Consider the following 22,998-nt stretch of genomic DNA (forward strand, 5'->3'; position numbering starts at 1 on the left):
GGTACGAACGCCAGAAAGGCTCCCCGGTTTGCTTGCGTTTTATCCCGGTGACGAAAAAACCCCGCAGCGCAGGGCTGCGGGGTATGGGATGCTTCGCTCAACTAGACCTTTTCGACCTGGCTGAACTCGAGCTCTACCGGAGTAGAGCGACCGAAAATGAGCACTGCAACCTGCAGGCGGCTCTTCTCGTAGTTGACCTCTTCGACGGAACCGTTGAAATCAGCGAACGGACCATCGATAACACGAACCACTTCACCTGGCTCGAACAGGGTCTTCGGCTTAGGCTTGTCGCTGCCGTCCGCCACACGACGCAGAATGGCTTCAGCCTCTTTGTCGGTGATCGGGGCCGGCTTGTCAGCAGTACCGCCAATGAAGCCCATTACACGAGGGGTATCCTTGACCAAGTGCCAAGTCCCTTCGTTCATGTCCATCTGAACCAGCACATAGCCTGGGAAGAACTTGCGTTCGCTTTTGCGCTTCTGGCCATTACGCATTTCAACCACTTCTTCAGTGGGAACCAGAATTTCGCCGAAGCCGTCTTCCATGCCTGCCAGCTTCACGCGCTCGATCAGCGAGCGCATTACATGCTTCTCGTAACCCGAGTACGCATGTACAACATACCAACGCTTAGCCACAGGACACCCTTAGCCAACAATCAAGGAAATCAACCAGCCGAGCAGGGAATCAAGACCCCACAACAGCAGCGCCATGACCAGCACCACAACCACAACGATCAACGTGGTCTGGGTAGTCTCCTGGCGGGTTGGCCACACGACCTTACGGATCTCGGTGCGAGCTTCCTTAGCCAGCGCAAAGAACGACTTGCCCTTTACTGTCTGCAGCGCGATGAACGCAGCGGCAGCAGCAAGAACGAGCAAGGCGATTACGCGGTACAGGATCGGCGACGCAGAGTAGTACTGGTTACCGACAACCCCGACAACAACCAAGGCAACAACAGCAAGCCACTTGAGCAGATCGAAGCGAGAGTCTTGGGCTTCAGACTTGGAAGTCATATGGTGGGTCCTGTGAAAAGAAAGCCAGATACACGAGAGAATCTGGCAGGTCAGGAGGGAATCGAACCCCCAACCTACGGTTTTGGAGACCGTCGCTCTGCCAATTGAGCTACTGACCTAAAAGCTTAATCAGGCCGCCCACTATAGCGGCCCGATAGAGATAAATCAACTACTTATTCGATGACTTTGGCTACGACGCCGGCGCCGACGGTACGACCGCCTTCACGGATGGCGAAACGCAGACCGTCTTCCATAGCGATGGTCTTGATCAGAGTGACAGTCATCTGGATGTTGTCACCTGGCATTACCATTTCTACGCCTTCCGGCAGTTCGCAGTTACCGGTCACGTCAGTGGTACGGAAGTAGAACTGTGGACGGTAGCCTTTGAAGAACGGAGTGTGACGACCGCCTTCTTCCTTGCTCAGAACGTAGACTTCTGCGATGAACTTGGTGTGCGGCTTGACCGAACCTGGCTTGGCCAGAACCTGACCACGCTCAACGTCGTCACGCTTGGTGCCACGCAGCAGAACGCCGCAGTTCTCGCCAGCACGGCCTTCGTCCAGCAGCTTGCGGAACATTTCAACGCCAGTGCAGGTGGTCTTGACGGTGTCGCGCAGACCAACGATCTCGACTTCTTCCTGGATGCGAACGATGCCACGCTCTACACGACCGGTAACAACGGTACCGCGGCCGGAGATCGAGAACACGTCTTCGATTGGCATCAGGAACGGCTTGTCGATAGCACGCTCTGGCTCTGGGATGTAGCTGTCCAGAGTTTCAACCAGCTTCTTGACAGCGCTGGTGCCCATTTCGTTGTCGTCCTGGCCGTTCAGAGCCATCAGAGCCGAACCGATGATGATTGGAGTGTCATCACCTGGGAAGTCGTAGGTGCTCAGCAGGTCGCGAACTTCCATCTCGACCAGTTCCAGCAGCTCAGCGTCGTCAACCATGTCAGCCTTGTTCAGGAAGACAACGATGTACGGTACACCAACCTGACGGGACAGCAGGATGTGCTCACGGGTTTGTGGCATCGGACCATCGGCGGCCGAGCAAACCAGGATCGCGCCGTCCATCTGGGCAGCACCGGTGATCATGTTCTTGACGTAGTCGGCGTGGCCTGGGCAGTCAACGTGCGCGTAGTGACGAATCAGCGAGTCGTACTCTACGTGAGCAGTGTTGATGGTGATACCACGAGCCTTCTCTTCTGGAGCCGAGTCGATCTTGTCGAAGTCGACCTTTGCAGAACCGAAAACCTCGGAGCAGACGCGAGTCAGCGCTGCAGTCAACGTAGTTTTGCCATGGTCCACGTGACCAATGGTGCCGACGTTAACGTGCGGCTTGTTACGTTCAAACTTTTCCTTAGCCATCGATACTATCCTCCAACAGAAGAATTAAGCTGCGATACCAACCATTAAAACAAAGGCGGATATTTTCATATCCGCCTTGTTAGATGGAGCTCTTGAGCGGATTTGAACCGCTGACCTCACCCTTACCAAGGGTGTGCTCTACCAACTGAGCTACAAGAGCGAAACACATTTTGCAACAGCAGCAAACTTGGAGCGGGTAGCGGGAATCGAACCCGCATCATCAGCTTGGAAGGCTGAGGTTCTACCACTAAACTATACCCGCGGAGCTAGCTGCTCTCGCTAAACTGGTGGAGGGGGAAGGATTCGAACCTTCGAAGTCGTAGACGTCAGATTTACAGTCTGATCCCTTTGGCCGCTCGGGAACCCCTCCTGAGCTGTGGTCGGCATTTTGTATCCTTGCCGTCCGACTGTCAAGCTTTTTCTCTTTAAAATCTTGAGGTTAGCTACTTTGACAGTCACTTCGCAGTTCCACCACCGAGTGGTTATCCCTGTGAAGCGGGCGCCATTCTATGCAAACTATTCGACGGTTGCAATACCCTCGCACTGCATTATTTTACTCTTTAAGTCATTGAAATCACGGGAAAGACTCTCGACCAGGGTTTCGTCCAGCAAATGCCGGCTTTCCGGGCGGACCTGCAGCCACCAGCCAGGACTATCCATCAGCTTGCCGACCACCTTCCTGGAAGACACATCCAGGGTCACCAGGCGCTGACGCAATGATTCAAGCACCTCGGGGGTTGCAAGGCCGCCGAGATAAAGACAGCCCTTCTCCGACTGCGCCTCACTCAGCAACTGGATATCCTGCTGGCTGCCTTTGTACGACGACAGCGAAACGACCTCCTTGGCCTTGAGCGGTGCCTCCTGTTGATGCCAGACGTAATAGAAGACATTCAGCACCAGCAGCAGAAGAAACAACCAACGCATATTCACCTCAGTCCAATGGACAAGCGATGGCAAGCCCAACGAATACCAGATCGGGAACGGCACGAGCCGATGGCACCACCTGGCTCACCAAGGCTGCGTCGCCCCCGGTAATGAACAAGGTGAAGTCCTCACCCCAAAGCGCTCGCGCCTGTTCGACCTGGGTCAGCACAAAACCCTGCAACATCAGCGTGCAACCCCGTTCCACCGCCTCTACAGTCGCACGCCCGGGTGCGAGACTCGACAGAGCTTGCTCGGCAGACAGGTCATCGTAGCGAATTCTCCGTGTGTGCGTACGAAGCTGGTTGCGCATCAGCGGCATTCCCGGACAGATGAAGCCGCCCAGGTGCTCTCCGCTCGCACTTACGAAGTCGGATGTCACCGCTGTGCCGAGATCAATGACCACGCAGGCCGATTTCACCAGGTGATACCCACCCAGCAATGCCAGCCAGCGATCCAGACCCAGGCGCTCGTAACTTTCGTAGCCATTGCGAACGCCGGCCAGCTCCTGCGCGGGCCCGGCCTTCTTTACCTCAAGAGCGAAAGCGCTCTGCAGCGCCACTACCAGGGCGCTGGTTTCGTCCTCGGTACGTACGCTTACCAGCCGGCAGAATCGGGGAGCCAAGCCTTCCCGTTCAACGGCCGAAAGCAACGCCTTGTCCGAGTCGACCACACCGCCGGCCATGACGACTTTGTCCGAACGCCGGATGATGCGCCACTTGATAAAACTGTTTCCGCAATCGAGCTCAAGAATCATCACGCAACCTCAAGCTGAGCTCACCACCGCTGAAGCTCTTTTCAGTGCCACCCACATCAAGACGCAACGCCCCCTGGCGATCAACCCCCAATACCACCCCATCGATACTGCTGGAACCGGCTATAAGGGACACGCGACGCCCTTGCCAGAGGTGGGCTTCTTCCCACTCGGCCTGCAGGGCAGAGAAACCGCCCTGATGATGCCGAGCCAGGTATGTCCGCAGGTTGTCACCCAAGAGCGCGGCCAGATGATTCCGATCGACCATCTGGCCATTCTCAAGACGCAGCGAGGTCCACGCCTGATCAATGTCAGCGCTCTGCATATTCACGTTGATACCAATACCGAGAACGACATGACAGACATCCGCAGGATCCCCCACCAGCTCCAGTAGAATCCCTGCCACCTTGCGGTTATCCACAAGCACATCGTTTGGCCACTTGAGGCCAGCCGAAGCAACGCCTAGAGAACGCAGAGCCTGCCGCACCGCGAGGCCAACGACCAGGCTAAGCCCCTCAAGCTGGCGCATCCCGCCTTCCACCCGCAAAAGCAGGCTGTAATACAGATTCTGTGCAAACGGGCTCGACCAGGCCCGACCCCGACGGCCACGGCCAGCGCTCTGCCGCTCGGCCATCACCACGAATGGCGCAGCCTGGCCAGCAGCGACAAGGCGCAGAGCCTCGGCATTAGTCGAGTCGATTTCATCGTAAACCAGCGCCGGCCATGGTTCTTTCCCGGCCAGGGAAGCGATCTGTTCCGCATCGAGCAGCAGCAAAGGCTCGGCCAGCCGGTAGCCCCGGCCACGCACCTTGTACACGGCCAGATTCAACTCTGACTCAAGGAGCTGCAATTGCTTCCAGACCGCGCTGCGACTTACCCCAAGCACTGCACCCAGAGCCTCGCCAGAATGAAATCGACCATCCTTGAGGAGCGTTAACAACTTCAGCATGCCAATCTCGATACACAATGAGGCAGGCATGATAGCCACGCCCGTGGTGATTGCATAGAAAACAGAGGGCTGAACGCTGGAGATTTGCCGAAGATCGAACATATTTTCGACCGAAAAGACAAAACCCCTACCTGCATTCGCAGATAGGGGTTTCGGAATTGAATCTTGACGATGACCTACTCTCACATGGAGAAGCTCCACACTACCATCGGCGATGCATCGTTTCACTGCTGAGTTCGGGATGGGATCAGGTGGTTCCAATGCTCTATGGTCGTCAAGAAATTCTGTGTGCCAAATCGTCTTTCGACGCTTCAGCAAATCGGGTATGTGACATTTGTGGTTTGCACGAACTTTCGGTTCATTGCGTCTTCACCACCACAATTCGGCTTACGCACAAATTGCTTGGGTGTTATATGGTCAAGCCTCACGGGCAATTAGTATTGGTTAGCTCAACGCCTCACAGCGCTTACACACCCAACCTATCAACGTCGTAGTCTTCGACGGCCCTTCAGGGAACTCAAGGTTCCAGTGAGATCTCATCTTGAGGCAAGTTTCCCGCTTAGATGCTTTCAGCGGTTATCTCTTCCGAACATAGCTACCCGGCAATGCCACTGGCGTGACAACCGGAACACCAGAGGTTCGTCCACTCCGGTCCTCTCGTACTAGGAGCAGCCCCTCTCAAATCTCAAACGTCCACGGCAGATAGGGACCGAACTGTCTCACGACGTTCTAAACCCAGCTCGCGTACCACTTTAAATGGCGAACAGCCATACCCTTGGGACCGGCTTCAGCCCCAGGATGTGATGAGCCGACATCGAGGTGCCAAACACCGCCGTCGATATGAACTCTTGGGCGGTATCAGCCTGTTATCCCCGGAGTACCTTTTATCCGTTGAGCGATGGCCCTTCCATACAGAACCACCGGATCACTAAGACCTACTTTCGTACCTGCTCGACGTGTCTGTCTCGCAGTCAAGCGCGCTTTTGCCTTTATACTCTACGACCGATTTCCGACCGGTCTGAGCGCACCTTCGTACTCCTCCGTTACTCTTTAGGAGGAGACCGCCCCAGTCAAACTACCCACCATACACTGTCCTCGATCCGGATAACGGACCTGAGTTAGAACCTCAAAGTTGCCAGGGTGGTATTTCAAGGATGGCTCCACGCGAACTGGCGTCCACGCTTCAAAGCCTCCCACCTATCCTACACAAGCAAATTCAAAGTCCAGTGCAAAGCTATAGTAAAGGTTCACGGGGTCTTTCCGTCTAGCCGCGGATACACTGCATCTTCACAGCGATTTCAATTTCACTGAGTCTCGGGTGGAGACAGCGCCGCCATCGTTACGCCATTCGTGCAGGTCGGAACTTACCCGACAAGGAATTTCGCTACCTTAGGACCGTTATAGTTACGGCCGCCGTTTACCGGGGCTTCGATCAAGAGCTTCGCGTTAGCTAACCCCATCAATTAACCTTCCGGCACCGGGCAGGCGTCACACCCTATACGTCCACTTTCGTGTTTGCAGAGTGCTGTGTTTTTAATAAACAGTCGCAGCGGCCTGGTATCTTCGACCGGCATGGGCTTACGGAGCAAGTCCTTCACCCTCGCCGGCGCACCTTCTCCCGAAGTTACGGTGCCATTTTGCCTAGTTCCTTCACCCGAGTTCTCTCAAGCGCCTTGGTATTCTCTACCCAACCACCTGTGTCGGTTTGGGGTACGGTTCCCGGTTATCTGAAGCTTAGAAGCTTTTCTTGGAAGCATGGCATCAACCACTTCGTCGCCTAAAGGCAACTCGTCATCAGCTCTCGGCCTTGAAATCCCGGATTTACCTAAGATCCCAGCCTACCACCTTAAACTTGGACAACCAACGCCAAGCTGGCCTAGCCTTCTCCGTCCCTCCATCGCAATAACCGGAAGTACAGGAATATTAACCTGTTTTCCATCGACTACGCTTTTCAGCCTCGCCTTAGGGACCGACTAACCCTGCGTCGATTAACGTTGCGCAGGAAACCTTGGTCTTTCGGCGTGGGAGTTTTTCACTCCCATTGTCGTTACTCATGTCAGCATTCGCACTTCTGATACCTCCAGCAAGCTTCTCAACTCACCTTCACAGGCTTACAGAACGCTCCTCTACCGCATCACCTAAGTGATACCCGTAGCTTCGGTGCATGGTTTGAGCCCCGTTACATCTTCCGCGCAGGCCGACTCGACTAGTGAGCTATTACGCTTTCTTTAAAGGGTGGCTGCTTCTAAGCCAACCTCCTAGCTGTCTAAGCCTTCCCACATCGTTTCCCACTTAACCATGACTTTGGGACCTTAGCTGACGGTCTGGGTTGTTTCCCTTTTCACGACGGACGTTAGCACCCGCCGTGTGTCTCCCATGCTCGGCACTTCCAGGTATTCGGAGTTTGCATCGGTTTGGTAAGTCGGGATGACCCCCTAGCCGAAACAGTGCTCTACCCCCTGGAGTGATACATGAGGCGCTACCTAAATAGCTTTCGAGGAGAACCAGCTATCTCCGAGCTTGATTAGCCTTTCACTCCGATCCACAGGTCATCCGCTAACTTTTCAACGGTAGTCGGTTCGGTCCTCCAGTCAGTGTTACCTAACCTTCAACCTGCCCATGGATAGATCGCCCGGTTTCGGGTCTATACCCAGCGACTAAACGCCCTATTAAGACTCGCTTTCGCTACGCCTCCCCTATTCGGTTAAGCTCGCCACTGAATATAAGTCGCTGACCCATTATACAAAAGGTACGCAGTCACCTAACAAAGTAGGCTCCCACTGCTTGTACGCATACGGTTTCAGGTTCTATTTCACTCCCCTCTCCGGGGTTCTTTTCGCCTTTCCCTCACGGTACTGGTTCACTATCGGTCAGTCAGTAGTATTTAGCCTTGGAGGATGGTCCCCCCATATTCAGACAAAGTTTCTCGTGCTCCGTCCTACTCGATTTCATTGACAAGAGATTTTCGTGTACGGGGCTATCACCCACTATGGCGGCACTTTCCAGAGCCTTCCACTAATCTCAAATCAACTTAAGGGCTAGTCCCCGTTCGCTCGCCACTACTAAGGGAATCTCGGTTGATTTCTTTTCCTCAGGGTACTTAGATGTTTCAGTTCCCCTGGTTCGCCTCTTGCACCTATGTATTCAGTGCAAGATACTCAGCTTGTGCTGAGTGGGTTCCCCCATTCAGAGATCTCTGGATCACAGTCTGTTTGCCGACTCCCCAAAGCTTATCGCAGGCTACCACGTCTTTCATCGCCTCTGACTGCCAAGGCATCCACCGTATGCGCTTCTTCACTTGACCATATAACCCCAAGCAATCTGGTTATACTGTGAAGACGACATTCGCCGAAAATTCATGACAAAAACTCACAAATTTTACCTTAGCCTGAATCAACACCAGTGAAAGTGTCGTTCAGTCTATTTCTATCACATACCCAAATTTTTAAAGAACGGACCAGTCAACAAAGACTAGAAATCAACATTCGATGCGAATGCTCATTTCTAAGCTTTAATCAGGCGTTTCAAGCAGATTATGGTGGAGCCAAGCGGGATCGAACCGCTGACCTCCTGCGTGCAAGGCAGGCGCTCTCCCAGCTGAGCTATGGCCCCAGACTGAGGCTAACGTGTAACTTAATTGGTGGGTCTGGGCAGATTCGAACTGCCGACCTCACCCTTATCAGGGGTGCGCTCTAACCAACTGAGCTACAGACCCAATAAGCTGCTTTTCCGTCTTCTTCAATGAATCAAGCAATTCGTGTGGGAGCTCATGATACGGCTGATGTCGTCGATTAAGGAGGTGATCCAGCCGCAGGTTCCCCTACGGCTACCTTGTTACGACTTCACCCCAGTCATGAATCACACCGTGGTAACCGTCCTCCCGAAGGTTAGACTAGCTACTTCTGGTGCAACCCACTCCCATGGTGTGACGGGCGGTGTGTACAAGGCCCGGGAACGTATTCACCGCGACATTCTGATTCGCGATTACTAGCGATTCCGACTTCACGCAGTCGAGTTGCAGACTGCGATCCGGACTACGATCGGTTTTGTGAGATTAGCTCCACCTCGCGGCTTGGCAACCCTCTGTACCGACCATTGTAGCACGTGTGTAGCCCAGGCCGTAAGGGCCATGATGACTTGACGTCATCCCCACCTTCCTCCGGTTTGTCACCGGCAGTCTCCTTAGAGTGCCCACCATAACGTGCTGGTAACTAAGGACAAGGGTTGCGCTCGTTACGGGACTTAACCCAACATCTCACGACACGAGCTGACGACAGCCATGCAGCACCTGTGTCAGAGTTCCCGAAGGCACCAATCCATCTCTGGAAAGTTCTCTGCATGTCAAGGCCTGGTAAGGTTCTTCGCGTTGCTTCGAATTAAACCACATGCTCCACCGCTTGTGCGGGCCCCCGTCAATTCATTTGAGTTTTAACCTTGCGGCCGTACTCCCCAGGCGGTCAACTTAATGCGTTAGCTGCGCCACTAAAATCTCAAGGATTCCAACGGCTAGTTGACATCGTTTACGGCGTGGACTACCAGGGTATCTAATCCTGTTTGCTCCCCACGCTTTCGCACCTCAGTGTCAGTATGAGCCCAGGTGGTCGCCTTCGCCACTGGTGTTCCTTCCTATATCTACGCATTTCACCGCTACACAGGAAATTCCACCACCCTCTGCCCTACTCTAGCTCGCCAGTTTTGGATGCAGTTCCCAGGTTGAGCCCGGGGCTTTCACATTCAACTTAACGAACCACCTACGCGCGCTTTACGCCCAGTAATTCCGATTAACGCTTGCACCCTCTGTATTACCGCGGCTGCTGGCACAGAGTTAGCCGGTGCTTATTCTGTCGGTAACGTCAAAACAGCAAGGTATTCGCTTACTGCCCTTCCTCCCAACTTAAAGTGCTTTACAATCCGAAGACCTTCTTCACACACGCGGCATGGCTGGATCAGGCTTTCGCCCATTGTCCAATATTCCCCACTGCTGCCTCCCGTAGGAGTCTGGACCGTGTCTCAGTTCCAGTGTGACTGATCATCCTCTCAGACCAGTTACGGATCGTAGCCTTGGTGAGCCATTACCTCACCAACTAGCTAATCCGACCTAGGCTCATCTGATAGCGCAAGGCCCGAAGGTCCCCTGCTTTCTCCCGTAGGACGTATGCGGTATTAGCGTTCCTTTCGAAACGTTGTCCCCCACTACCAGGCAGATTCCTAGGCATTACTCACCCGTCCGCCGCTAACTCGAAGAGCAAGCTCTTCTCATCCGCTCGACTTGCATGTGTTAGGCCTGCCGCCAGCGTTCAATCTGAGCCATGATCAAACTCTTCAGTTCAATACTGCTTGGGTTTTGAGAAAACCCTAAACTTGGCTCAGCAATCTCAAAATGAACTATTTCGATTTCTCGCATAGTCACTTGTGATGCTGATAATCTTTCTGACTATCAGTCCATTATCACAAGCACCCACACGAATTGCTTGATTCAGTTGTTAAAGAGCGGTGGTTGAAGTCTTTCGCTTCAACCGAGGCGCGCATTCTACGCTTTCCTCAGAGTCTGTCAAGCGTTTATTTTGAAGTTTTTCAGATGCTCTTGTAAAAAAGCCTTTCAACTTCAACCACTTGACTCGCTGCTATCTCTCGTTAGCGGGAGGCGAATTCTACAGCGTTACAACCTGCTGTCAACCACCTTTTTCAACCGCTTTCGGAGAAGACCGAAACACTTCCTACACTCTCCAGAACATCTAACTCATTGAATCTCAAGGAGTTTTCCGTTCCGACTGCGCCGGAAGTGGGGCGAATTATAGAGAGATAAAACGGGGCGTCAAGGGCTGATTTGAAACTTTTTCAAAACAGCCCTGAAACACGCCTGAAACAGCACTGACACCTATATAAGGAAAAGGCTTCCTTATTCAGCCTTCAGGGTGATCCGCGCAAAGGCCTTCTTGCCTGCCTGGCAGACGTGAGTCTTGCCAATAGCGAAGACGAAGCCACGATCGACAACTTCGCCGTCGACGCGAACACCACCGGACGCCAGCAGGTCACGCGCCGCTGCGGAGTTCTTCACCAGGCCCGCCTTGTTCAGCACCGCCGAGATCGGCATGTCTTCCGCGGCAACCACCTCGACCTCTGGCAGGTCTTCCGGCAGCTCGCCTTCCTTCATACGGTTACCGGCCGCACGGTGCGCATTGGCCGCTGCGTCTTCACCATGGAAGCGAGCAACGATCTCCTCGGCCAGCTTGATCTTGATGTCGCGGGGGTTGGCACCGGCAGCCACCTCGGCGCGGAAGCCATCGATCTCTTCCATGGAGCGGAAGCTGAGCAGCTCGAAGTAACGCCACATCAGCGTGTCAGGAATCGACACCAGCTTGCTGTACATCACACCCGGTGCTTCTTGGATGCCGACGTAGTTGCCCAGGGACTTGGACATCTTCTTCACGCCATCCAGGCCTTCCAGCAGCGGCATGGTCACGATGTTCTGCGCTTCCTGGCCATAGCTGCGCTGCAGCTCGCGCCCCATCAGCAGGTTGAACTTCTGGTCGGTACCGCCCAGCTCGACATCCGCCTTCAGCGCCACCGAGTCGTAGCCCTGCACCAGCGGGTAGAGGAACTCGTGGATGGCGATCGGCTGGTTGGTGGTGTAGCGCTTGTCGAAGTCATCACGCTCGAGCATGCGCGCCACGGTGTACTGCGACGCCAGGCGAATGAAGTCGGCCGGGGTCAGCTTGTCCATCCAGGTGGAGTTGAAAGCGACCTCGGTCTTGGCCGGGTCGAGAATCTTGAAGACCTGCTGTTTATAGGTCTCGGCGTTATCCAGCACCTGCTCGCGGGTCAGCGGCGGACGAGTCGCGCTCTTGCCGCTCGGGTCGCCGATCATGCCGGTGAAGTCACCGATCAGGAAGATCACCTGGTGCCCCAGATCCTGGAACTGACGCAGCTTGTTGATCAGCACCGTGTGCCCCAGGTGCAGGTCAGGCGCGGTCGGATCGAAACCCGCCTTGATGCGCAGCGGCTGGCCACGCTTGAGTTTCTCGACCAGTTCGGACTCGACCAGTACCTCTTCCGCACCACGCTTGATCAGCGCTAGCTGCTCTTCAACCGACTTCATACACAGACCCGCAGGCTCAGATTCAAAGGGCCCCAACCATACAAGATCAGCCATCAATTACAAGATCCGGGGCCGGATGTGACCCATGACCGGGTTGATGACGTCTGCGCGCTTGCTTTGAAGGGGATTTGGTTATATTTTATACAGTTATTTCATCTTCATCATGTCATTCATCTTTTCCTTTTCATCCTTTTCAAAGTTATTTCATCCATGACCAACGAACCGACTAAAGCGCCTCCGCTTTATCCGAAGAGCCACCTGTTGGCCGCGAGCGGCATTGCCGCCCTCCTCAGCCTGGCCTTGCTGGTATTCCCTTCCAGCGAAGTAGAAGCCAAACGAACCACCCTCAACCTCGAACTGGAAACCCCGGCCGAGCAGCTCAAGGCCGAACCGGAACAGCCACTGGCAGCAGAAGAAAACACTGCTTCGCCATTCGCCCAGATCGACAACGCCGAACCTCAGTCCGAGGGCACTGCCAAGACCGAACCTGCCGAGAAGGCAGCCGAAGTCGCCGAAGCCGAGCCGGCCAAGCAGCCCGGTCATCGCGAAGTGGTAGTTGCCAAGGGCGATACCCTGTCCACCCTCTTCGCCAAGCTCGGCCTGCCCGCCAGTGCCGTGCACGAAGTACTGGCCAGTAACAAGCAGGCCAAACAGTTCAGCCAGTTGAAGAACGGCCAGGTACTGCAGATCGAACTGGACAAGGACGGCCAACTGGCCAGCCTGCACAGCAAGGTCAGCGACCTGGAGACCATCCGCCTGACCAAGGCCGCCAGCGGCTACGCCTTCAACCGCGAAGTGACCAAGCCAGTCACCCGCTCCGCCTACGTGCACGGCGTGATCAAGAGTTCGCTGTCGGCCTCGGCCCAGCGCGCCGGCATGTCCCACAGCATGACCATGGACATGGCCAATATCTTCGGCTACGACATCGACTTCGCCCAGGACATCCGCCAGGGTGACGAATTCGACGTGATCTACGAGCAGAAGATGGTCGACGGCAAGGTGGTCGGCACCGGCAATATCCTCTCGGCACGCTTCACCAACCGCGGCAAGACCTACAGCGCGGTGCGCTACACCAACAAGGCCGGCAGCACCAGCTACTACACCGCCGACGGCAACAGCATGCGCAAGGCGTTCATCCGTACCCCGGTGGACTTCGCCCGCATCAGCTCGCGCTTCTCCGCCGGCCGCAAGCACCCGATCCTGAACAAGATCCGCGCACACAAGGGCGTGGACTACGCGGCACCACGCGGTACGCCGATCAAGGCCGCCGGTGACGGCAAGGTCCTGCTCGCCGGACGTCGCGGTGGCTACGGCAACACCGTGATCATCCAGCACGGCAGCACCTACCAGACCCTCTACGGGCACATGCAGGGCTTCGCCAAGGGCGTGAAGACCGGCAGCACCGTCAAGCAAGGCCAGGTCATCGGCTATATCGGTACCACCGGCCTGTCCACCGGCCCGCACCTGCACTACGAGTTCCAGGTCAACGGTGTGCACGTCGACCCGCTGGGCCAGAAACTGCCAATGGCCGATCCGATCGCCAAGGCCGAACGCCAGCGCTTCATGCAGCTCAGCCAGCCACTGGTTGCGCGCATGGACCAGGAAAAGGCCACCATGCTGGCCTCGAACAAGCGCTGACCCATGGCCCTTTACCTGGGTGTGATGTCCGGTACCAGCCTCGATGGGCTGGACATCGCCTTGATCGACAACGAGCCGCGAGTCTCTCTACTCGCTTCCCACTACATTCCCATGCCCGAAGCGCTGCGCCTGGCCATGCTCGGCCTGTGCGCCAGCGGTCCGGACGAGATCGCCCGGGCCGCCCTGGCGGAAGCCGAATGGGTTCGCCTCGCGGCGCAGGGTATCCAGCAGTTGCTCGACACCCAGGGCCTTCGCCCTGAACACATCCGCGCCATCGGCAGCCACGGCCAGACCATCCGCCACGAACCCACTCGCGGCTTCACCGTGCAGATTGGCAACCCGGCCCTGCTTGCCGAGCTGACGGGCATTACCGTGGTCGGTGATTTCCGCCGTCGCGATGTCGCTGCGGGTGGCCAGGGCGCACCGCTGGTGCCGGCCTTCCATGACGCGCTGTTCAACGCCGAGGGCGAGCGCCTCGCCGTGCTTAACGTCGGCGGATTCAGCAATCTCAGCCTGATCGAGCAGGACAAGCCGGTCGCCGGCTTCGACTGCGGCCCGGGCAACGTGCTGCTGGATGCATGGATCAATGAGAAGCAGGGCCGCGGCTACGATGCCAATGGCGCCTGGGCCGCCAGCGGCAAGGTGCTGCCGACGCTGCTGGGCAGTCTGCTCAGCGATCCGTTCTTCGCCGGCACCGGCCCCAAGAGCACCGGGCGCGAACTGTTCAACCTGCCCTGGCTGCAGCATCACCTGAGCACCCAGCCGGCCTGCGCCGACGAGGATGTCCAGGCCACCCTGCTGGAACTGACCGCCCTGAGTATCGTCGACTCGCTGAAGAAGGCCCAGGAAGACACACAGGTTCTGCTGGTCTGCGGCGGTGGCGCCCACAACGGCACGTTGATGGCGCGACTGGCCAGCCTGCTGCCCGGCGCACGGGTCAGCAGCACCATGGCGCTTGGCGTCGATCCGGACTGGGTCGAAGCCATGGCCTTCGCCTGGTTGGCACACTGCTGCCTCGAAGGCATCGCCGGCAATCGCCCCAGCGTCACCGGCGCCCGCGGCCTGCGGGTGCTGGGCGCCATCTACCCGGCATAAACCGCAGAAAGCAGAACGCCGCGCATAAGCGCGGCGTTTTGTTTAAAGCCCTTTCTCGAGAAAGGTGTGACGAATCAGATCGAGAACGAGGAACCGCAACCACAAGTGGTCGTGGCATTCGGGTTCTTGATCACGAAACGCGAACCTTCCAGGCCTTCCTGGTAATCCACTTCGGCTCCTGCCAGGTACTGGTAGCTCATCGGATCGACCACCAGGGCGACGCCTTCGCGTTCGACGATGGTGTCGTCTTCCGCGATGTCTTCATCGAAGGTGAAGCCGTACTGGAAGCCCGAGCAGCCACCGCCCGTCACGAAAACCCGCAACTTCAGGCGATCATTGCCCTCTTCGTCAACCAGGGTCTTCACCTTGTGCGCGGCGTTGTGCGTGAACTGCAGGGCCGAAGGGGTGAAGGATTCGACGCTCATGCTGAATATCTCCCGGCGCTATACCGCCATCGTGCGTGATGGCGCGCATTATCCGCTTCCCCGAGAAAATCGGTCAACTATAGAAGCGGTATCAGGCTACAAGCGGAAAGTATAAGTCCCGCTTGCAGCCTGACAGGCCGGTGCTTACGGCAGCAGGCCGGCGTGGGACAGGCCCAGGCGCTCGTCCAGGCCGAAGAGGATGTTGAGGTTCTGTACCGCCTGGCCGGACGCGCCCTTCACCAGGTTGTCGATAACCGACAGCACCACCACCAGATCACCGCCCTGTGGACGGTGCACGGCGATACGGCAGACGTTGGCACCACGCACGCTGCGGGTTTCCGGGTGACTACCAGCCGGCATAACGTCCACGAACGGCTCGTTGGCATAGCGCTTCTCGAACAGCGCCTGCAGGTCGACCGAGGTGTCGGCGACGGTCGCGTACAGCGTCGAGTGGATGCCACGGATCATCGGGGTCAGGTGCGGCACGAAGGTCAGGCCGACGTCGCCACCGGCGGCGCGGCGCAGGCCCTGGCGGATTTCCGGCAGGTGACGGTGACCTTTGACGGCATAGGCCTTCATGCTCTCGCCCGCTTCGCAGAACAGCGAACCGACGCTGGCACCACGGCCGGCACCGCTGACGCCGGACTTGCAGTCGGCGATCAGGCGCGAGTTATCGGCGATACCCGCTTCCAGCAGCGGCAGGAAGCCCAGCTGGGTGGCAGTCGGGTAGCAACCCGGCACGGCGATCAGGCGCGCCTGGCGGATCTGCTCGCGATTGACTTCCGGCAGGCCGTAGACCGCGTCCTTCAGCAGCTCGGGAGCGCCGTGCGGCTGGCCGTACCACTTGGCCCACTCATCGGCGTCCTGCAGGCGGAAGTCGGCGGACAGGTCGATGACCTTGGTGCCGGCAGCCAGCAACTCGCCGGCCAGGGCGTGGGCAACGCCGTGCGGGGTGGCGAAGAACACCACGTCGCAGGCGGCCAGGGTCTTGGTGTCCGGCACGCTGAAGGCGAGGTTGTCGTAGTGGCCTCGCAGGTTCGGGTACATGTCGGCTACAGGCAGGCCCGCTTCCGAGCGCGAAGTGATGACTGCGACTTCAGCCTGAGGATGCTGTGCCAGCAGACGCAGCAACTCGACACCGGTGTAACCCGTGCCGCCAACGATACCGACCTTGACCATTAACTGCCCCCTATCAACGAACCGACTGGAAAACCAGTGATGATAGGGGCCTGTGGTTACAGCTACAACCGTTGAGATGACGGTGGCGGCGCCTAACCACTACTATCTGACGACCGTGAACCGCCAAGGACTAAAAACATGCTGTATCTCTGGATCAAAGCCCTGCATATCGTCAGCGTTGTCTGCTGGTTTGCCGGCCTCTTCTACCTCCCGCGCCTGTTCGTCTATCACGCCGCCAGCGAGGACCAGATCAGCCGCGACCGCTTCGTGATCATGGAGCGCAAGCTGTACCGCTTCATCATGGGCCCGGCGATGATCGCCGCGTTCGTCTTCGGTATCTGGATGCTCTACCTGACCCCCGGCTGGCTGAGCCAGGGCTGGCTGCACGCCAAGCTGACCCTGGTCTTCCTGCTCACCGGCTACCATCACATGTGCGGCGCCAACGTGAAACGCTTCGCCCGCGGCGAGAACAACCGCAGCCATACCTACTTCCGCTGGTTCAACGAAGTGCCGGTGCTGTTCCTGCTGCTCATCGTAATTCTGGTGGTGGTCAAACCGTTCTGATCGTAAACCCGTCAACGCGAGAATCCGTCATGTCATTGCCCGAACTGCTTGAACGACGCTTGCGCCTGCCCGTGGTGGCAGCGCCGATGTTCCTGATCTCGAACCCGCAACTGGTCCTGGCCTGTTGCCGCAATGGCGTGATGGGCAGTTTCCCCGCGCTGAACCAGCGTGACACCGCAGGCTTCAAGGCCTGGCTGGAGGAAATCGAGGCAGGCCTGGCCGATCTGGCCAATCCTGCGCCCTATGCGGTGAACCTGATCGTTCACCAGAGCAATCCACGCCTCCAGGCCGACCTGGCGGTCTGCATCGAGCACAAGGTACCGGTGGTGATCACCAGCCTCGGCGCGGTGAAGGAAGTGGTGGACGCCGTGCACAGCTACGGTGGCCTGGTGTTCCATGATGTCACCACCCGCCGGCATGCCGAGAAAGCTGCCCAGGCCGGGGTCGATGGTCTGATCGCGGTAGCAGCCGGCGCCGGCGGCCACGCCGGGACCTGGAGCCCGTTCGCCCTGGTCGCCGAGATCCGCCAGTTCTTCGACAAGACCCTACTCCTCGCCGGCTGCCTCAACCGCGGCCATGAGATTGTCGCCGCGCAACTGCTCGGCGCCGACCTCGCCTATCTCGGCACCCATTTCATCGCCAGCCTGGAAAGCCAGGCTGCCCCCGAATACAAGACCATGCTGCTGGAGGCCAAGGCAGCCGATATCGTCCATACCCCGGTAGTCTCCGGCGTTCCCGCCAGCTTCATGCGCCAGAGTCTGGAAAAGGCCGGCTACGACCTGGCCAGCCTGGCGAAGGGCGGCGAGATCCAGCTCAAGCCGATCCACGAGGAAGCCAAGGCCTGGAAAACCGTGTGGTCGGCCGGCCAGGGCGTGGGCGCCATCGACCAGCAATTGCCGGTGGAGCAACTGATCGCACGCCTCGACGCGGAATACCGCGAGGCCCTGAAAAAAGCCGGCCAACTGGGCAGCCACTGGCCCCGCTAACCAGTAGACTAGGCGCCCTTTCGAACGCCCCCGCCATTGGAGACGCGCATGACCCGTTACGCCATGATCACCGGTGCCTCCAGCGGTCTGGGCCTGGCACTGGCCGAAGCATTGGCACGGCGGGGGCGCAACCTGATCCTGGTGGCACGCCAGCGCGAAATGCTGGAGCCGGTCGCCATCGAACTGACCCAGCGCTTCGGCGTGGAAGTCCTGTTCCGCGCCTGTGACCTCGGCGAGCCGCTGCGCCTGTCGGGCTTCCTGCTGGAACTGGAAGAAGGCGAGCGGCAGATCGACCTGCTGGTGAACTGCGCAGGGATCCGCTCCTACGGACACTTCCTCGCCCAGGAGTGGGGCGACGAGCAGGACCTTATCGAAGTCAACATCCTCGCCCTCACCCGGCTCTGCCATGCTCTGGGCAATGCCATGGCGGTGCAGGGCGGCGGGCAGATCCTCAATGTCGCCTCGCTGGCCGCCTTCGCACCGGGCCCGTGGATGAGCAGCTATGCCGCGAGCAAGGCCTACGTCCTGCATTTCTCCGAAGGCCTGCGCGAAGAACTCAAGCAGACCGGCATCAAGGTCTCGGTACTCTGCCCTGGCCCGGTGCGCTCGGCCAACCGGCGCATCCCGCGCCTGGAAAAGGGCAAGCGCTGCCTGAGCCCGGAAGAAGTCGCGCTCTATACGGTCCGCGCCCTGGACCGCAACAGGGCGATCATCATCCCCGGCCGGCGCAACCGCTGGCTGGCCCGCGCGCCGCGCCTGCTGACCCGCTGGATCAGCCGCAAGCTGGCCGGCGCCATCAACCGCGCCTACTGCCCGCGCTGAATCGAATCGCCACTGGGCGGCGGCGTGCCGGCTGAGTACACTCAGGCCCGACCACCACCATGGAGCAAGCGTTGTGGAGACTATTTTCACCAAGATCATCAACCGGGAAATCCCGGCGAAGATCATCTACGAAGACGACCAGGTTCTGGCGTTCCACGATATCGCCCCCCAGGCACCGGTACATTTCCTGGTCATCCCGAAAAAACCGATCCGCACCCTCAACGACCTCGCCGAGGAAGACAAGGGCCTGGCCGGACATATCCTGTTCACCGCCCAGCGCCTGGCCAAGGAACTGGGTTGCGAGGACGGCTTCCGCGTCGTGATGAACTGCAACGAGCTGGGCGGCCAGACCGTGTACCACATCCATATGCACGTGCTCGGGCAGCGTCAGATGAACTGGCCACCGGGCTGATCCAGCGCAAGCCCTGTCACGGGGTTTGAGTTAAACTGTCGGGCACATTCTTGCGGAGGTGCCCGATGGCTACCGAACGTCAATACTCGCCGCTCGACCGCTTGTTGCTGCAGGCCGACACCGCCATGCGCACCTTGCTGCCCTTCAGTGGCCAGCCTACCCGTCCTTCCCCTGCGATCATCCAGCCCGAAGCCGAGCTCGACGACAAGCAGACCCGCCATATCGCCGGCCTGATGCGTATCAACCACACCGGTGAAGTCTGCGCCCAGGCGCTCTATCAAGGTCAGGCCCTGACCGCCAAGCTGCCGGAAGTGCGCAAGGCGATGGAACAGGCCGCCGATGAAGAGATCGACCATCTGGTCTGGTGCGAACAGCGCATCCGCCAGCTGGGCAGTTCGCCAAGCGTGCTGAATCCGCTGTTCTACGGCATGTCCTTCGGGATCGGCGCGGTGGCTGGGCTGATCAGCGACAAGGTCAGCCTGGGCTTCGTCGCCGCCACCGAGCATCAGGTGTGCAAGCACTTGGACGAACACCTGGAGCAGATCCCGCCAGAGGACGAAAAATCCCGGGCGATCCTCGAGCAGATGCGCATCGACGAAGAGCATCACGCCGACATGGCCCTGGAGGCTGGCGGCTTCCGCTTCCCGGCGCCGGTCAAGTTCGGCATGAGCCTGATGGCGAAGGTCATGACCAAAAGTACCTACCGCATCTGACCTGCCATGACCGGGCGCTTCGAAGCCAGGGACCTGGCCCGCGCAGTTGACGCGGGCCTGCTGACTGCCGAGCAGGAACAGGCGCTCCTTCAGTTTTTGCGCGAGCAACCGGCACAGCGCCCGAGCTTCCAGCTTGCCCATGTCGCTTTCTACCTCGGCGCCTTGCTGATCATGGGCGCCATGGGCTGGCTGCTCAGCGAAGCCTGGATGCGGATCGGCGACACCGCGTTGCTGGTGGTCGCCCTCGCTTACATCACCCTGCTGACCTTCGCCGGCCTGGCCATGCAGCGCCGTGGCCAGCTGATTCCGGGCGGCGTGCTCGCCGCAGTGGCGGTGAGCATCGTGCCATTGGCGGTGTTCGCCCTCGAGCGCCTGACCGGCCTCTGGCCGCTGGACGACAGCCAGGGCGACTACCACGACTATTACCGCTACGTGCAGGGCGGCTGGTTGTTGATGGAAGTGGCGACGGTCTGCGCCGGCCTGCTGATGCTGCGCCTGATTCCCTTCCCGTTCATCGTCATGCCGATCGCCGTGGCGCTGTGGTTCATGTCCATGGACCTGAGCGAGTGGTTCCACGGCGACACCTTCACCTGGGAGCAACGCCAGGAGGTCTCGTTGTGGTTCGGGCTGGGGCTGTTGCTGGTGGTCCTGCTGATCGACGGCCGTACCCGCGAGGACTATGCGTTCTGGGGTTATCTGGCCGGACTGCTGGCGTTCTGGGGCGGGCTGACCTCGATGAACAGCGACAGCGAACTGGGCAAGGCCCTGTACTGCCTGATCAACGTCGGCCTGATGCTGGTGGCGGTGTTGCTGCGCCGACCGATGTTCATGGTCTTCGGTGCGCTGGGTGTGGCGGCCTATCTCGGCTACCTGTCATACGAGGTGTTCGCCGAGTCGCTGCTGTTCCCGGTGGTTCTGAGCCTGATCGGCCTGGCGGTGATCGGCCTCGGCCTGCTCTACCAGAAACACCGTGAACACCTCAGCGACCGACTGCGCGCCGCACTGCCGGCCAGCCTGACGGACTGGCTGCCGGCACTACGGCGCTGAGGGATCAGCCGAGCTCGACGATCTCGTAGTCGTGGGTGATTTCCACACCGGCACGGCCCAGCATGATCGAGGCCGAGCAGTACTTCTCCGCCGACAGTTCGACCGCCCGCTTGACCTGGGCTTCCTTCAGGCCACGACCCTTGACCACGAAGTGCAGGTGGATCTTGGTGAACACCTTCGGATCTTCGTTGGCGCGCTCGGCTTCAAGGAAGGCCTCGCAGCTTTCAACGGCCTGACGGGATTTGCGCAGGATGCTGACCACGTCGAAGTTGCTGCAGCCACCCAGGCCCAGCAAGAGCATTTCCATCGGGCGAACACCCAGGTTGCGGCCACCGGCCTCGGGCGGGCCGTCCATCACCACGACGTGGCCGCTACCCGACTCACCCAGGAACATCGCCTCGCCGGCCCACTGAATACGCGCCTTCATAACCGGTTTCCCCTCGCTAGAAAAAATGGCTGCCAGCTTAGTCCCTACGGGCGAAAGCGAAAAGGCTTAAGCGCTTGAGTAAATATGCCGATAACCCTGCATCGTCTGATAAACTGACGCCAATTTGATGGCGTTTTGCACCCATCCCAAAACTATAAATACTCACGGACCGCGTATTTCGGGGCTTAACCATGGTTGCCGCAACACTTCCAGCCAAGATCAAGAACGTCGACAAGCTGCTCGCGCATTGCCAGCGCCGCCGCTTCCCGGCCAAGAGCAACATTCTCAGTGCCGGCGATACCGCCGAAACCCTGTCGTTCATCGTCAAGGGCTCGGTGACCATCCTGATCGAAGGCGACGATGGTCGGGAAATGATCATCGCCTACCTCAACAGCGGCGATTTCTTCGGTGAACTCGGACTCTTTGAGCCTGCCGGCAAGGAACAGCAGCGCAGCGCCTGGGTGCGGGCGAAGAGCGAATGTGAAGTGGCGGAAATCAGCTACGAGAAATTCCGCGAACTGGCACGCCAGGACCAGGACATTCTCTATGCCCTCGGCAGCCAGATGGCCCAGCGCCTGCGCAACACCACACGCAAGGTCGGCGACCTAGCCTTCTTCGACGTGACTGGCCGGGTGGCCCGCTGCCTGCTGGAGCTGTGCAAGCAGCCGGACGCCATGACCCACCCGGACGGCATGCAGATCAAGATCACCCGTCAGGAAATCGGGCGTATCGTCGGTTGTTCGCGGGAGATGGTCGGTCGCGTTCTCAAGGACCTCGAAGAACGCAACCTGGTGCACGTAAAGGGCAAGACCATGGTGGTCTTCGGCACCCGTTAATCCTTCGGAATGGCCTCGATGGTCCGGGCGTAGGCCTGGGCCAGACGCTCCAGCAGCGGTGCCTCGGGCACCACCTCGTGCAGCGCGATATGGCTGTCGGCCAGGCAGCGCTGCTCCAGTTCGCAGCATTCATTGAAACGGTTGACTGCCGCGACCATCGACTCGCGCTCGTTATCCAGCAGCAGCGCGCCATGCACCAATACCACCGGACGCTTGCCACCCAGGCCTTGGCGCCAGCGCTGGGCGGTGCCGACCAGTTTGCGTCCATTGAGATTGACGTTGTAGCGGCCGTCGCAGAAGGCGCCTTCGATTTCGCCTACCGAGGCCATTCCACCCCATTCCTTCAGTACATCGCACAAGGGCAGGCACAGGCGCTCGTAGGCGTTTTCGATACGGCTGTGGTCGCCTTCGCTGCGAGGGGCGACGTAGACCAGAGCGATGTTGATCACTGCCGGGGATTGCGGGACGGGCTCGCCGCCGGTTTCGCGCAACAGGATTGGCCAGCCGCCGATCGCCAGTTCGCCACAGGCGGCTTCGAAGCCTTCCAGGCGACTCATGCGGCGGGGCATTACCAACGCCCGGTCGGTGGGGCGCCAGAACAGCAGGCCATGTTCCTGTTCGCCCTTGCACACGGCCGCCAGCAGATCCTGCTCGGCATGCAGGCCGGCTTCGACGGTGACGGCTACGGGTTGTTCGCTCATGTGGTTTCCCTTTCTGATGGCCTCATCGCTGGCAAGCCAGCTCCCACAGG

General features: G+C 58.7%; 20 protein-coding genes, 6 tRNA genes and 3 rRNA genes. 9 read left to right on the top strand and 20 right to left on the bottom strand.

Annotated features, from left to right (window positions below):
- Window positions 1-101 precede the first annotated feature (101 nt).
- The 16 genes from nusG to tyrS form a co-directional block, all read right to left on the bottom strand.
- Window positions 102-635, bottom strand: coding sequence for a transcription termination/antitermination protein NusG (gene nusG / locus AC2CQI_RS17700; protein ID WP_075805197.1), 534 nt, complete (start codon window positions 633-635; stop codon window positions 102-104).
- 9 nt (window positions 636-644) lie between these two features.
- Window positions 645-1,013 carry a preprotein translocase subunit SecE gene (secE, locus tag AC2CQI_RS17705; protein ID WP_075805198.1) on the bottom strand — a complete coding sequence of 123 codons (369 nt, stop codon included), beginning with the start codon at window positions 1,011-1,013 and terminating at the stop codon, window positions 645-647.
- Window positions 1,014-1,056: 43 nt separating this feature from the next.
- Window positions 1,057-1,132, bottom strand: a tRNA-Trp gene (locus AC2CQI_RS17710).
- A gap of 54 nt (window positions 1,133-1,186) precedes the next feature.
- A complete protein-coding gene (gene tuf / locus AC2CQI_RS17715; protein ID WP_075805190.1) occupies window positions 1,187-2,380 on the bottom strand; it encodes an elongation factor Tu in 1,194 nt (397 codons plus the stop codon).
- Between the two features lie 84 nt (window positions 2,381-2,464).
- A tRNA-Thr gene (locus tag AC2CQI_RS17720) sits at window positions 2,465-2,540 on the bottom strand.
- Between the two features lie 28 nt (window positions 2,541-2,568).
- Window positions 2,569-2,642 (bottom strand) — tRNA-Gly (locus AC2CQI_RS17725).
- Window positions 2,643-2,665: 23 nt separating this feature from the next.
- Window positions 2,666-2,750 (bottom strand) — tRNA-Tyr (locus AC2CQI_RS17730).
- A gap of 146 nt (window positions 2,751-2,896) precedes the next feature.
- A complete protein-coding gene (locus AC2CQI_RS17735) occupies window positions 2,897-3,304 on the bottom strand; it encodes a hypothetical protein (protein ID WP_484577449.1) in 408 nt (135 codons plus the stop codon).
- 7 nt (window positions 3,305-3,311) lie between these two features.
- Window positions 3,312-4,058 (bottom strand): pantothenate kinase, encoded by a 747-nt coding sequence (locus AC2CQI_RS17740; protein WP_484577450.1) that lies wholly within the window; start codon window positions 4,056-4,058, stop codon window positions 3,312-3,314.
- Window positions 4,048-5,004 carry a bifunctional biotin--[acetyl-CoA-carboxylase] ligase/biotin operon repressor BirA gene (birA, locus tag AC2CQI_RS17745; protein WP_075805201.1) on the bottom strand — a complete coding sequence of 319 codons (957 nt, stop codon included), beginning with the start codon at window positions 5,002-5,004 and terminating at the stop codon, window positions 4,048-4,050. The genes AC2CQI_RS17740 and birA overlap by 11 nt, the downstream gene beginning before the upstream one ends.
- A 163-nt stretch (window positions 5,005-5,167) precedes the next feature.
- Window positions 5,168-5,283 (bottom strand): 5S ribosomal RNA (rrf, locus tag AC2CQI_RS17750).
- Window positions 5,284-5,417: 134 nt separating this feature from the next.
- Window positions 5,418-8,308 (bottom strand): 23S ribosomal RNA (locus tag AC2CQI_RS17755).
- A 232-nt stretch (window positions 8,309-8,540) separates the two neighbouring features.
- Window positions 8,541-8,616: transfer RNA gene (locus AC2CQI_RS17760), tRNA-Ala, on the bottom strand.
- A 26-nt stretch (window positions 8,617-8,642) separates the two neighbouring features.
- Window positions 8,643-8,719 (bottom strand) — tRNA-Ile (locus tag AC2CQI_RS17765).
- 77 nt (window positions 8,720-8,796) lie between these two features.
- A 16S ribosomal RNA gene (locus AC2CQI_RS17770) occupies window positions 8,797-10,333 on the bottom strand.
- Together the 16S, 23S and 5S rRNA genes with 2 tRNA genes alongside form the textbook arrangement of a ribosomal RNA operon.
- 570 nt (window positions 10,334-10,903) lie before the next feature.
- Complete coding sequence (gene tyrS, locus AC2CQI_RS17775) at window positions 10,904-12,103, bottom strand: tyrosine--tRNA ligase (RefSeq protein WP_075801568.1); 1,200 nt, start codon at window positions 12,101-12,103, stop codon at window positions 10,904-10,906.
- A gap of 210 nt (window positions 12,104-12,313) precedes the next feature.
- Here tyrS and AC2CQI_RS17780 point away from each other — a divergent pair, with 210 nt between their 5' ends.
- Both AC2CQI_RS17780 and AC2CQI_RS17785 read left to right on the top strand, forming a co-directional pair.
- On the top strand, window positions 12,314-13,741 hold the full coding sequence (locus AC2CQI_RS17780; RefSeq protein WP_075801569.1) for a peptidoglycan DD-metalloendopeptidase family protein: 1,428 nt from the start codon (window positions 12,314-12,316) through the stop codon (window positions 13,739-13,741).
- Window positions 13,742-13,744: 3 nt separating this feature from the next.
- Complete coding sequence (locus AC2CQI_RS17785; protein ID WP_484577451.1) at window positions 13,745-14,836, top strand: anhydro-N-acetylmuramic acid kinase; 1,092 nt, start codon at window positions 13,745-13,747, stop codon at window positions 14,834-14,836.
- Window positions 14,837-14,910: 74 nt separating this feature from the next.
- Here AC2CQI_RS17785 and erpA read toward each other — a convergent pair whose 3' ends face one another.
- Both erpA and argC read right to left on the bottom strand, forming a co-directional pair.
- On the bottom strand, window positions 14,911-15,261 hold the full coding sequence (gene erpA, locus AC2CQI_RS17790; protein WP_075801571.1) for an iron-sulfur cluster insertion protein ErpA: 351 nt from the start codon (window positions 15,259-15,261) through the stop codon (window positions 14,911-14,913).
- A 144-nt stretch (window positions 15,262-15,405) separates the two neighbouring features.
- Window positions 15,406-16,440, bottom strand: coding sequence for an N-acetyl-gamma-glutamyl-phosphate reductase (gene argC / locus AC2CQI_RS17795; RefSeq protein WP_075801572.1), 1,035 nt, complete (start codon window positions 16,438-16,440; stop codon window positions 15,406-15,408).
- A 141-nt stretch (window positions 16,441-16,581) separates the two neighbouring features.
- Between argC and hemJ the strand changes: the two genes are divergently transcribed.
- The 6 genes from hemJ (at window position 16,582) to AC2CQI_RS17825 (ending at window position 20,984) form a co-directional block, all read left to right on the top strand.
- On the top strand, window positions 16,582-17,004 hold the full coding sequence (gene hemJ, locus AC2CQI_RS17800; protein ID WP_484580633.1) for a protoporphyrinogen oxidase HemJ: 423 nt from the start codon (window positions 16,582-16,584) through the stop codon (window positions 17,002-17,004).
- A gap of 29 nt (window positions 17,005-17,033) precedes the next feature.
- Window positions 17,034-17,990: an NAD(P)H-dependent flavin oxidoreductase gene (locus tag AC2CQI_RS17805; RefSeq protein ID WP_484577452.1), complete on the top strand. Its 957-nt coding sequence runs from the start codon at window positions 17,034-17,036 to the stop codon at window positions 17,988-17,990.
- 48 nt (window positions 17,991-18,038) lie between these two features.
- A complete protein-coding gene (locus AC2CQI_RS17810) occupies window positions 18,039-18,812 on the top strand; it encodes an SDR family NAD(P)-dependent oxidoreductase (protein WP_075801575.1) in 774 nt (257 codons plus the stop codon).
- 73 nt (window positions 18,813-18,885) lie between these two features.
- On the top strand, window positions 18,886-19,224 hold the full coding sequence (locus AC2CQI_RS17815; RefSeq protein WP_075801576.1) for a histidine triad nucleotide-binding protein: 339 nt from the start codon (window positions 18,886-18,888) through the stop codon (window positions 19,222-19,224).
- Window positions 19,225-19,289: 65 nt separating this feature from the next.
- Complete coding sequence (gene coq7 / locus AC2CQI_RS17820; protein ID WP_075801577.1) at window positions 19,290-19,937, top strand: 2-polyprenyl-3-methyl-6-methoxy-1,4-benzoquinone monooxygenase; 648 nt, start codon at window positions 19,290-19,292, stop codon at window positions 19,935-19,937.
- Window positions 19,938-19,943: 6 nt separating this feature from the next.
- Window positions 19,944-20,984: a DUF2157 domain-containing protein gene (locus AC2CQI_RS17825; protein WP_075801578.1), complete on the top strand. Its 1,041-nt coding sequence runs from the start codon at window positions 19,944-19,946 to the stop codon at window positions 20,982-20,984.
- 4 nt (window positions 20,985-20,988) lie between these two features.
- Here the strand turns inward: AC2CQI_RS17825 and AC2CQI_RS17830 are convergent, their stop codons facing one another.
- A complete protein-coding gene (locus tag AC2CQI_RS17830) occupies window positions 20,989-21,411 on the bottom strand; it encodes an OsmC family protein (RefSeq protein ID WP_075801579.1) in 423 nt (140 codons plus the stop codon).
- Between the two features lie 191 nt (window positions 21,412-21,602).
- Here AC2CQI_RS17830 and crp point away from each other — a divergent pair, with 191 nt between their 5' ends.
- Window positions 21,603-22,247, top strand: a complete 645-nt coding sequence (gene crp, locus AC2CQI_RS17835; protein WP_075801580.1) for a cAMP-activated global transcriptional regulator CRP — start codon at window positions 21,603-21,605, stop codon at window positions 22,245-22,247.
- Here crp and AC2CQI_RS17840 read toward each other — a convergent pair.
- Window positions 22,244-22,948, bottom strand: a complete 705-nt coding sequence (locus tag AC2CQI_RS17840; protein WP_075801581.1) for a lipoate--protein ligase family protein — start codon at window positions 22,946-22,948, stop codon at window positions 22,244-22,246. The genes crp and AC2CQI_RS17840 overlap by 4 nt on opposite strands.
- Window positions 22,949-22,998: the final 50 nt, after the last annotated feature.

It is taken from the genome of Pseudomonas sp. P2S-1 (assembly GCF_057197725.1).

Excerpts from the sequence above, each read along its gene's own strand:
- AC2CQI_RS17830 (WP_075801579.1), bottom strand. The coding sequence starts at position 21,411 with ATGAAGGCGCGTATTCAGTGGGCCGGCGAGGCGATGTTCCTGGGTGAG.
- secE (WP_075805198.1), bottom strand. The coding sequence starts at position 1,013 with ATGACTTCCAAGTCTGAAGCCCAAGACTCTCGCTTCGATCTGCTCAAG.
- erpA (WP_075801571.1), bottom strand. The coding sequence starts at position 15,261 with ATGAGCGTCGAATCCTTCACCCCTTCGGCCCTGCAGTTCACGCACAAC.
- AC2CQI_RS17785 (WP_484577451.1), top strand. The coding sequence starts at position 13,745 with ATGGCCCTTTACCTGGGTGTGATGTCCGGTACCAGCCTCGATGGGCTG.
- AC2CQI_RS17825 (WP_075801578.1), top strand. The coding sequence starts at position 19,944 with ATGACCGGGCGCTTCGAAGCCAGGGACCTGGCCCGCGCAGTTGACGCG.
- AC2CQI_RS17810 (WP_075801575.1), top strand. The coding sequence starts at position 18,039 with ATGACCCGTTACGCCATGATCACCGGTGCCTCCAGCGGTCTGGGCCTG.
- tyrS (WP_075801568.1), bottom strand. The coding sequence starts at position 12,103 with ATGAAGTCGGTTGAAGAGCAGCTAGCGCTGATCAAGCGTGGTGCGGAA.
- AC2CQI_RS17740 (WP_484577450.1), bottom strand. The coding sequence starts at position 4,058 with ATGATTCTTGAGCTCGATTGCGGAAACAGTTTTATCAAGTGGCGCATC.
- AC2CQI_RS17735 (WP_484577449.1), bottom strand. The coding sequence starts at position 3,304 with ATGCGTTGGTTGTTTCTTCTGCTGCTGGTGCTGAATGTCTTCTATTAC.
- tuf (WP_075805190.1), bottom strand. The coding sequence starts at position 2,380 with ATGGCTAAGGAAAAGTTTGAACGTAACAAGCCGCACGTTAACGTCGGC.
- argC (WP_075801572.1), bottom strand. The coding sequence starts at position 16,440 with ATGGTCAAGGTCGGTATCGTTGGCGGCACGGGTTACACCGGTGTCGAG.
- AC2CQI_RS17840 (WP_075801581.1), bottom strand. The coding sequence starts at position 22,948 with ATGAGCGAACAACCCGTAGCCGTCACCGTCGAAGCCGGCCTGCATGCC.
- AC2CQI_RS17805 (WP_484577452.1), top strand. The coding sequence starts at position 17,034 with ATGTCATTGCCCGAACTGCTTGAACGACGCTTGCGCCTGCCCGTGGTG.
- coq7 (WP_075801577.1), top strand. The coding sequence starts at position 19,290 with ATGGCTACCGAACGTCAATACTCGCCGCTCGACCGCTTGTTGCTGCAG.
- crp (WP_075801580.1), top strand. The coding sequence starts at position 21,603 with ATGGTTGCCGCAACACTTCCAGCCAAGATCAAGAACGTCGACAAGCTG.
- birA (WP_075805201.1), bottom strand. The coding sequence starts at position 5,004 with ATGCTGAAGTTGTTAACGCTCCTCAAGGATGGTCGATTTCATTCTGGC.
- AC2CQI_RS17780 (WP_075801569.1), top strand. The coding sequence starts at position 12,314 with ATGACCAACGAACCGACTAAAGCGCCTCCGCTTTATCCGAAGAGCCAC.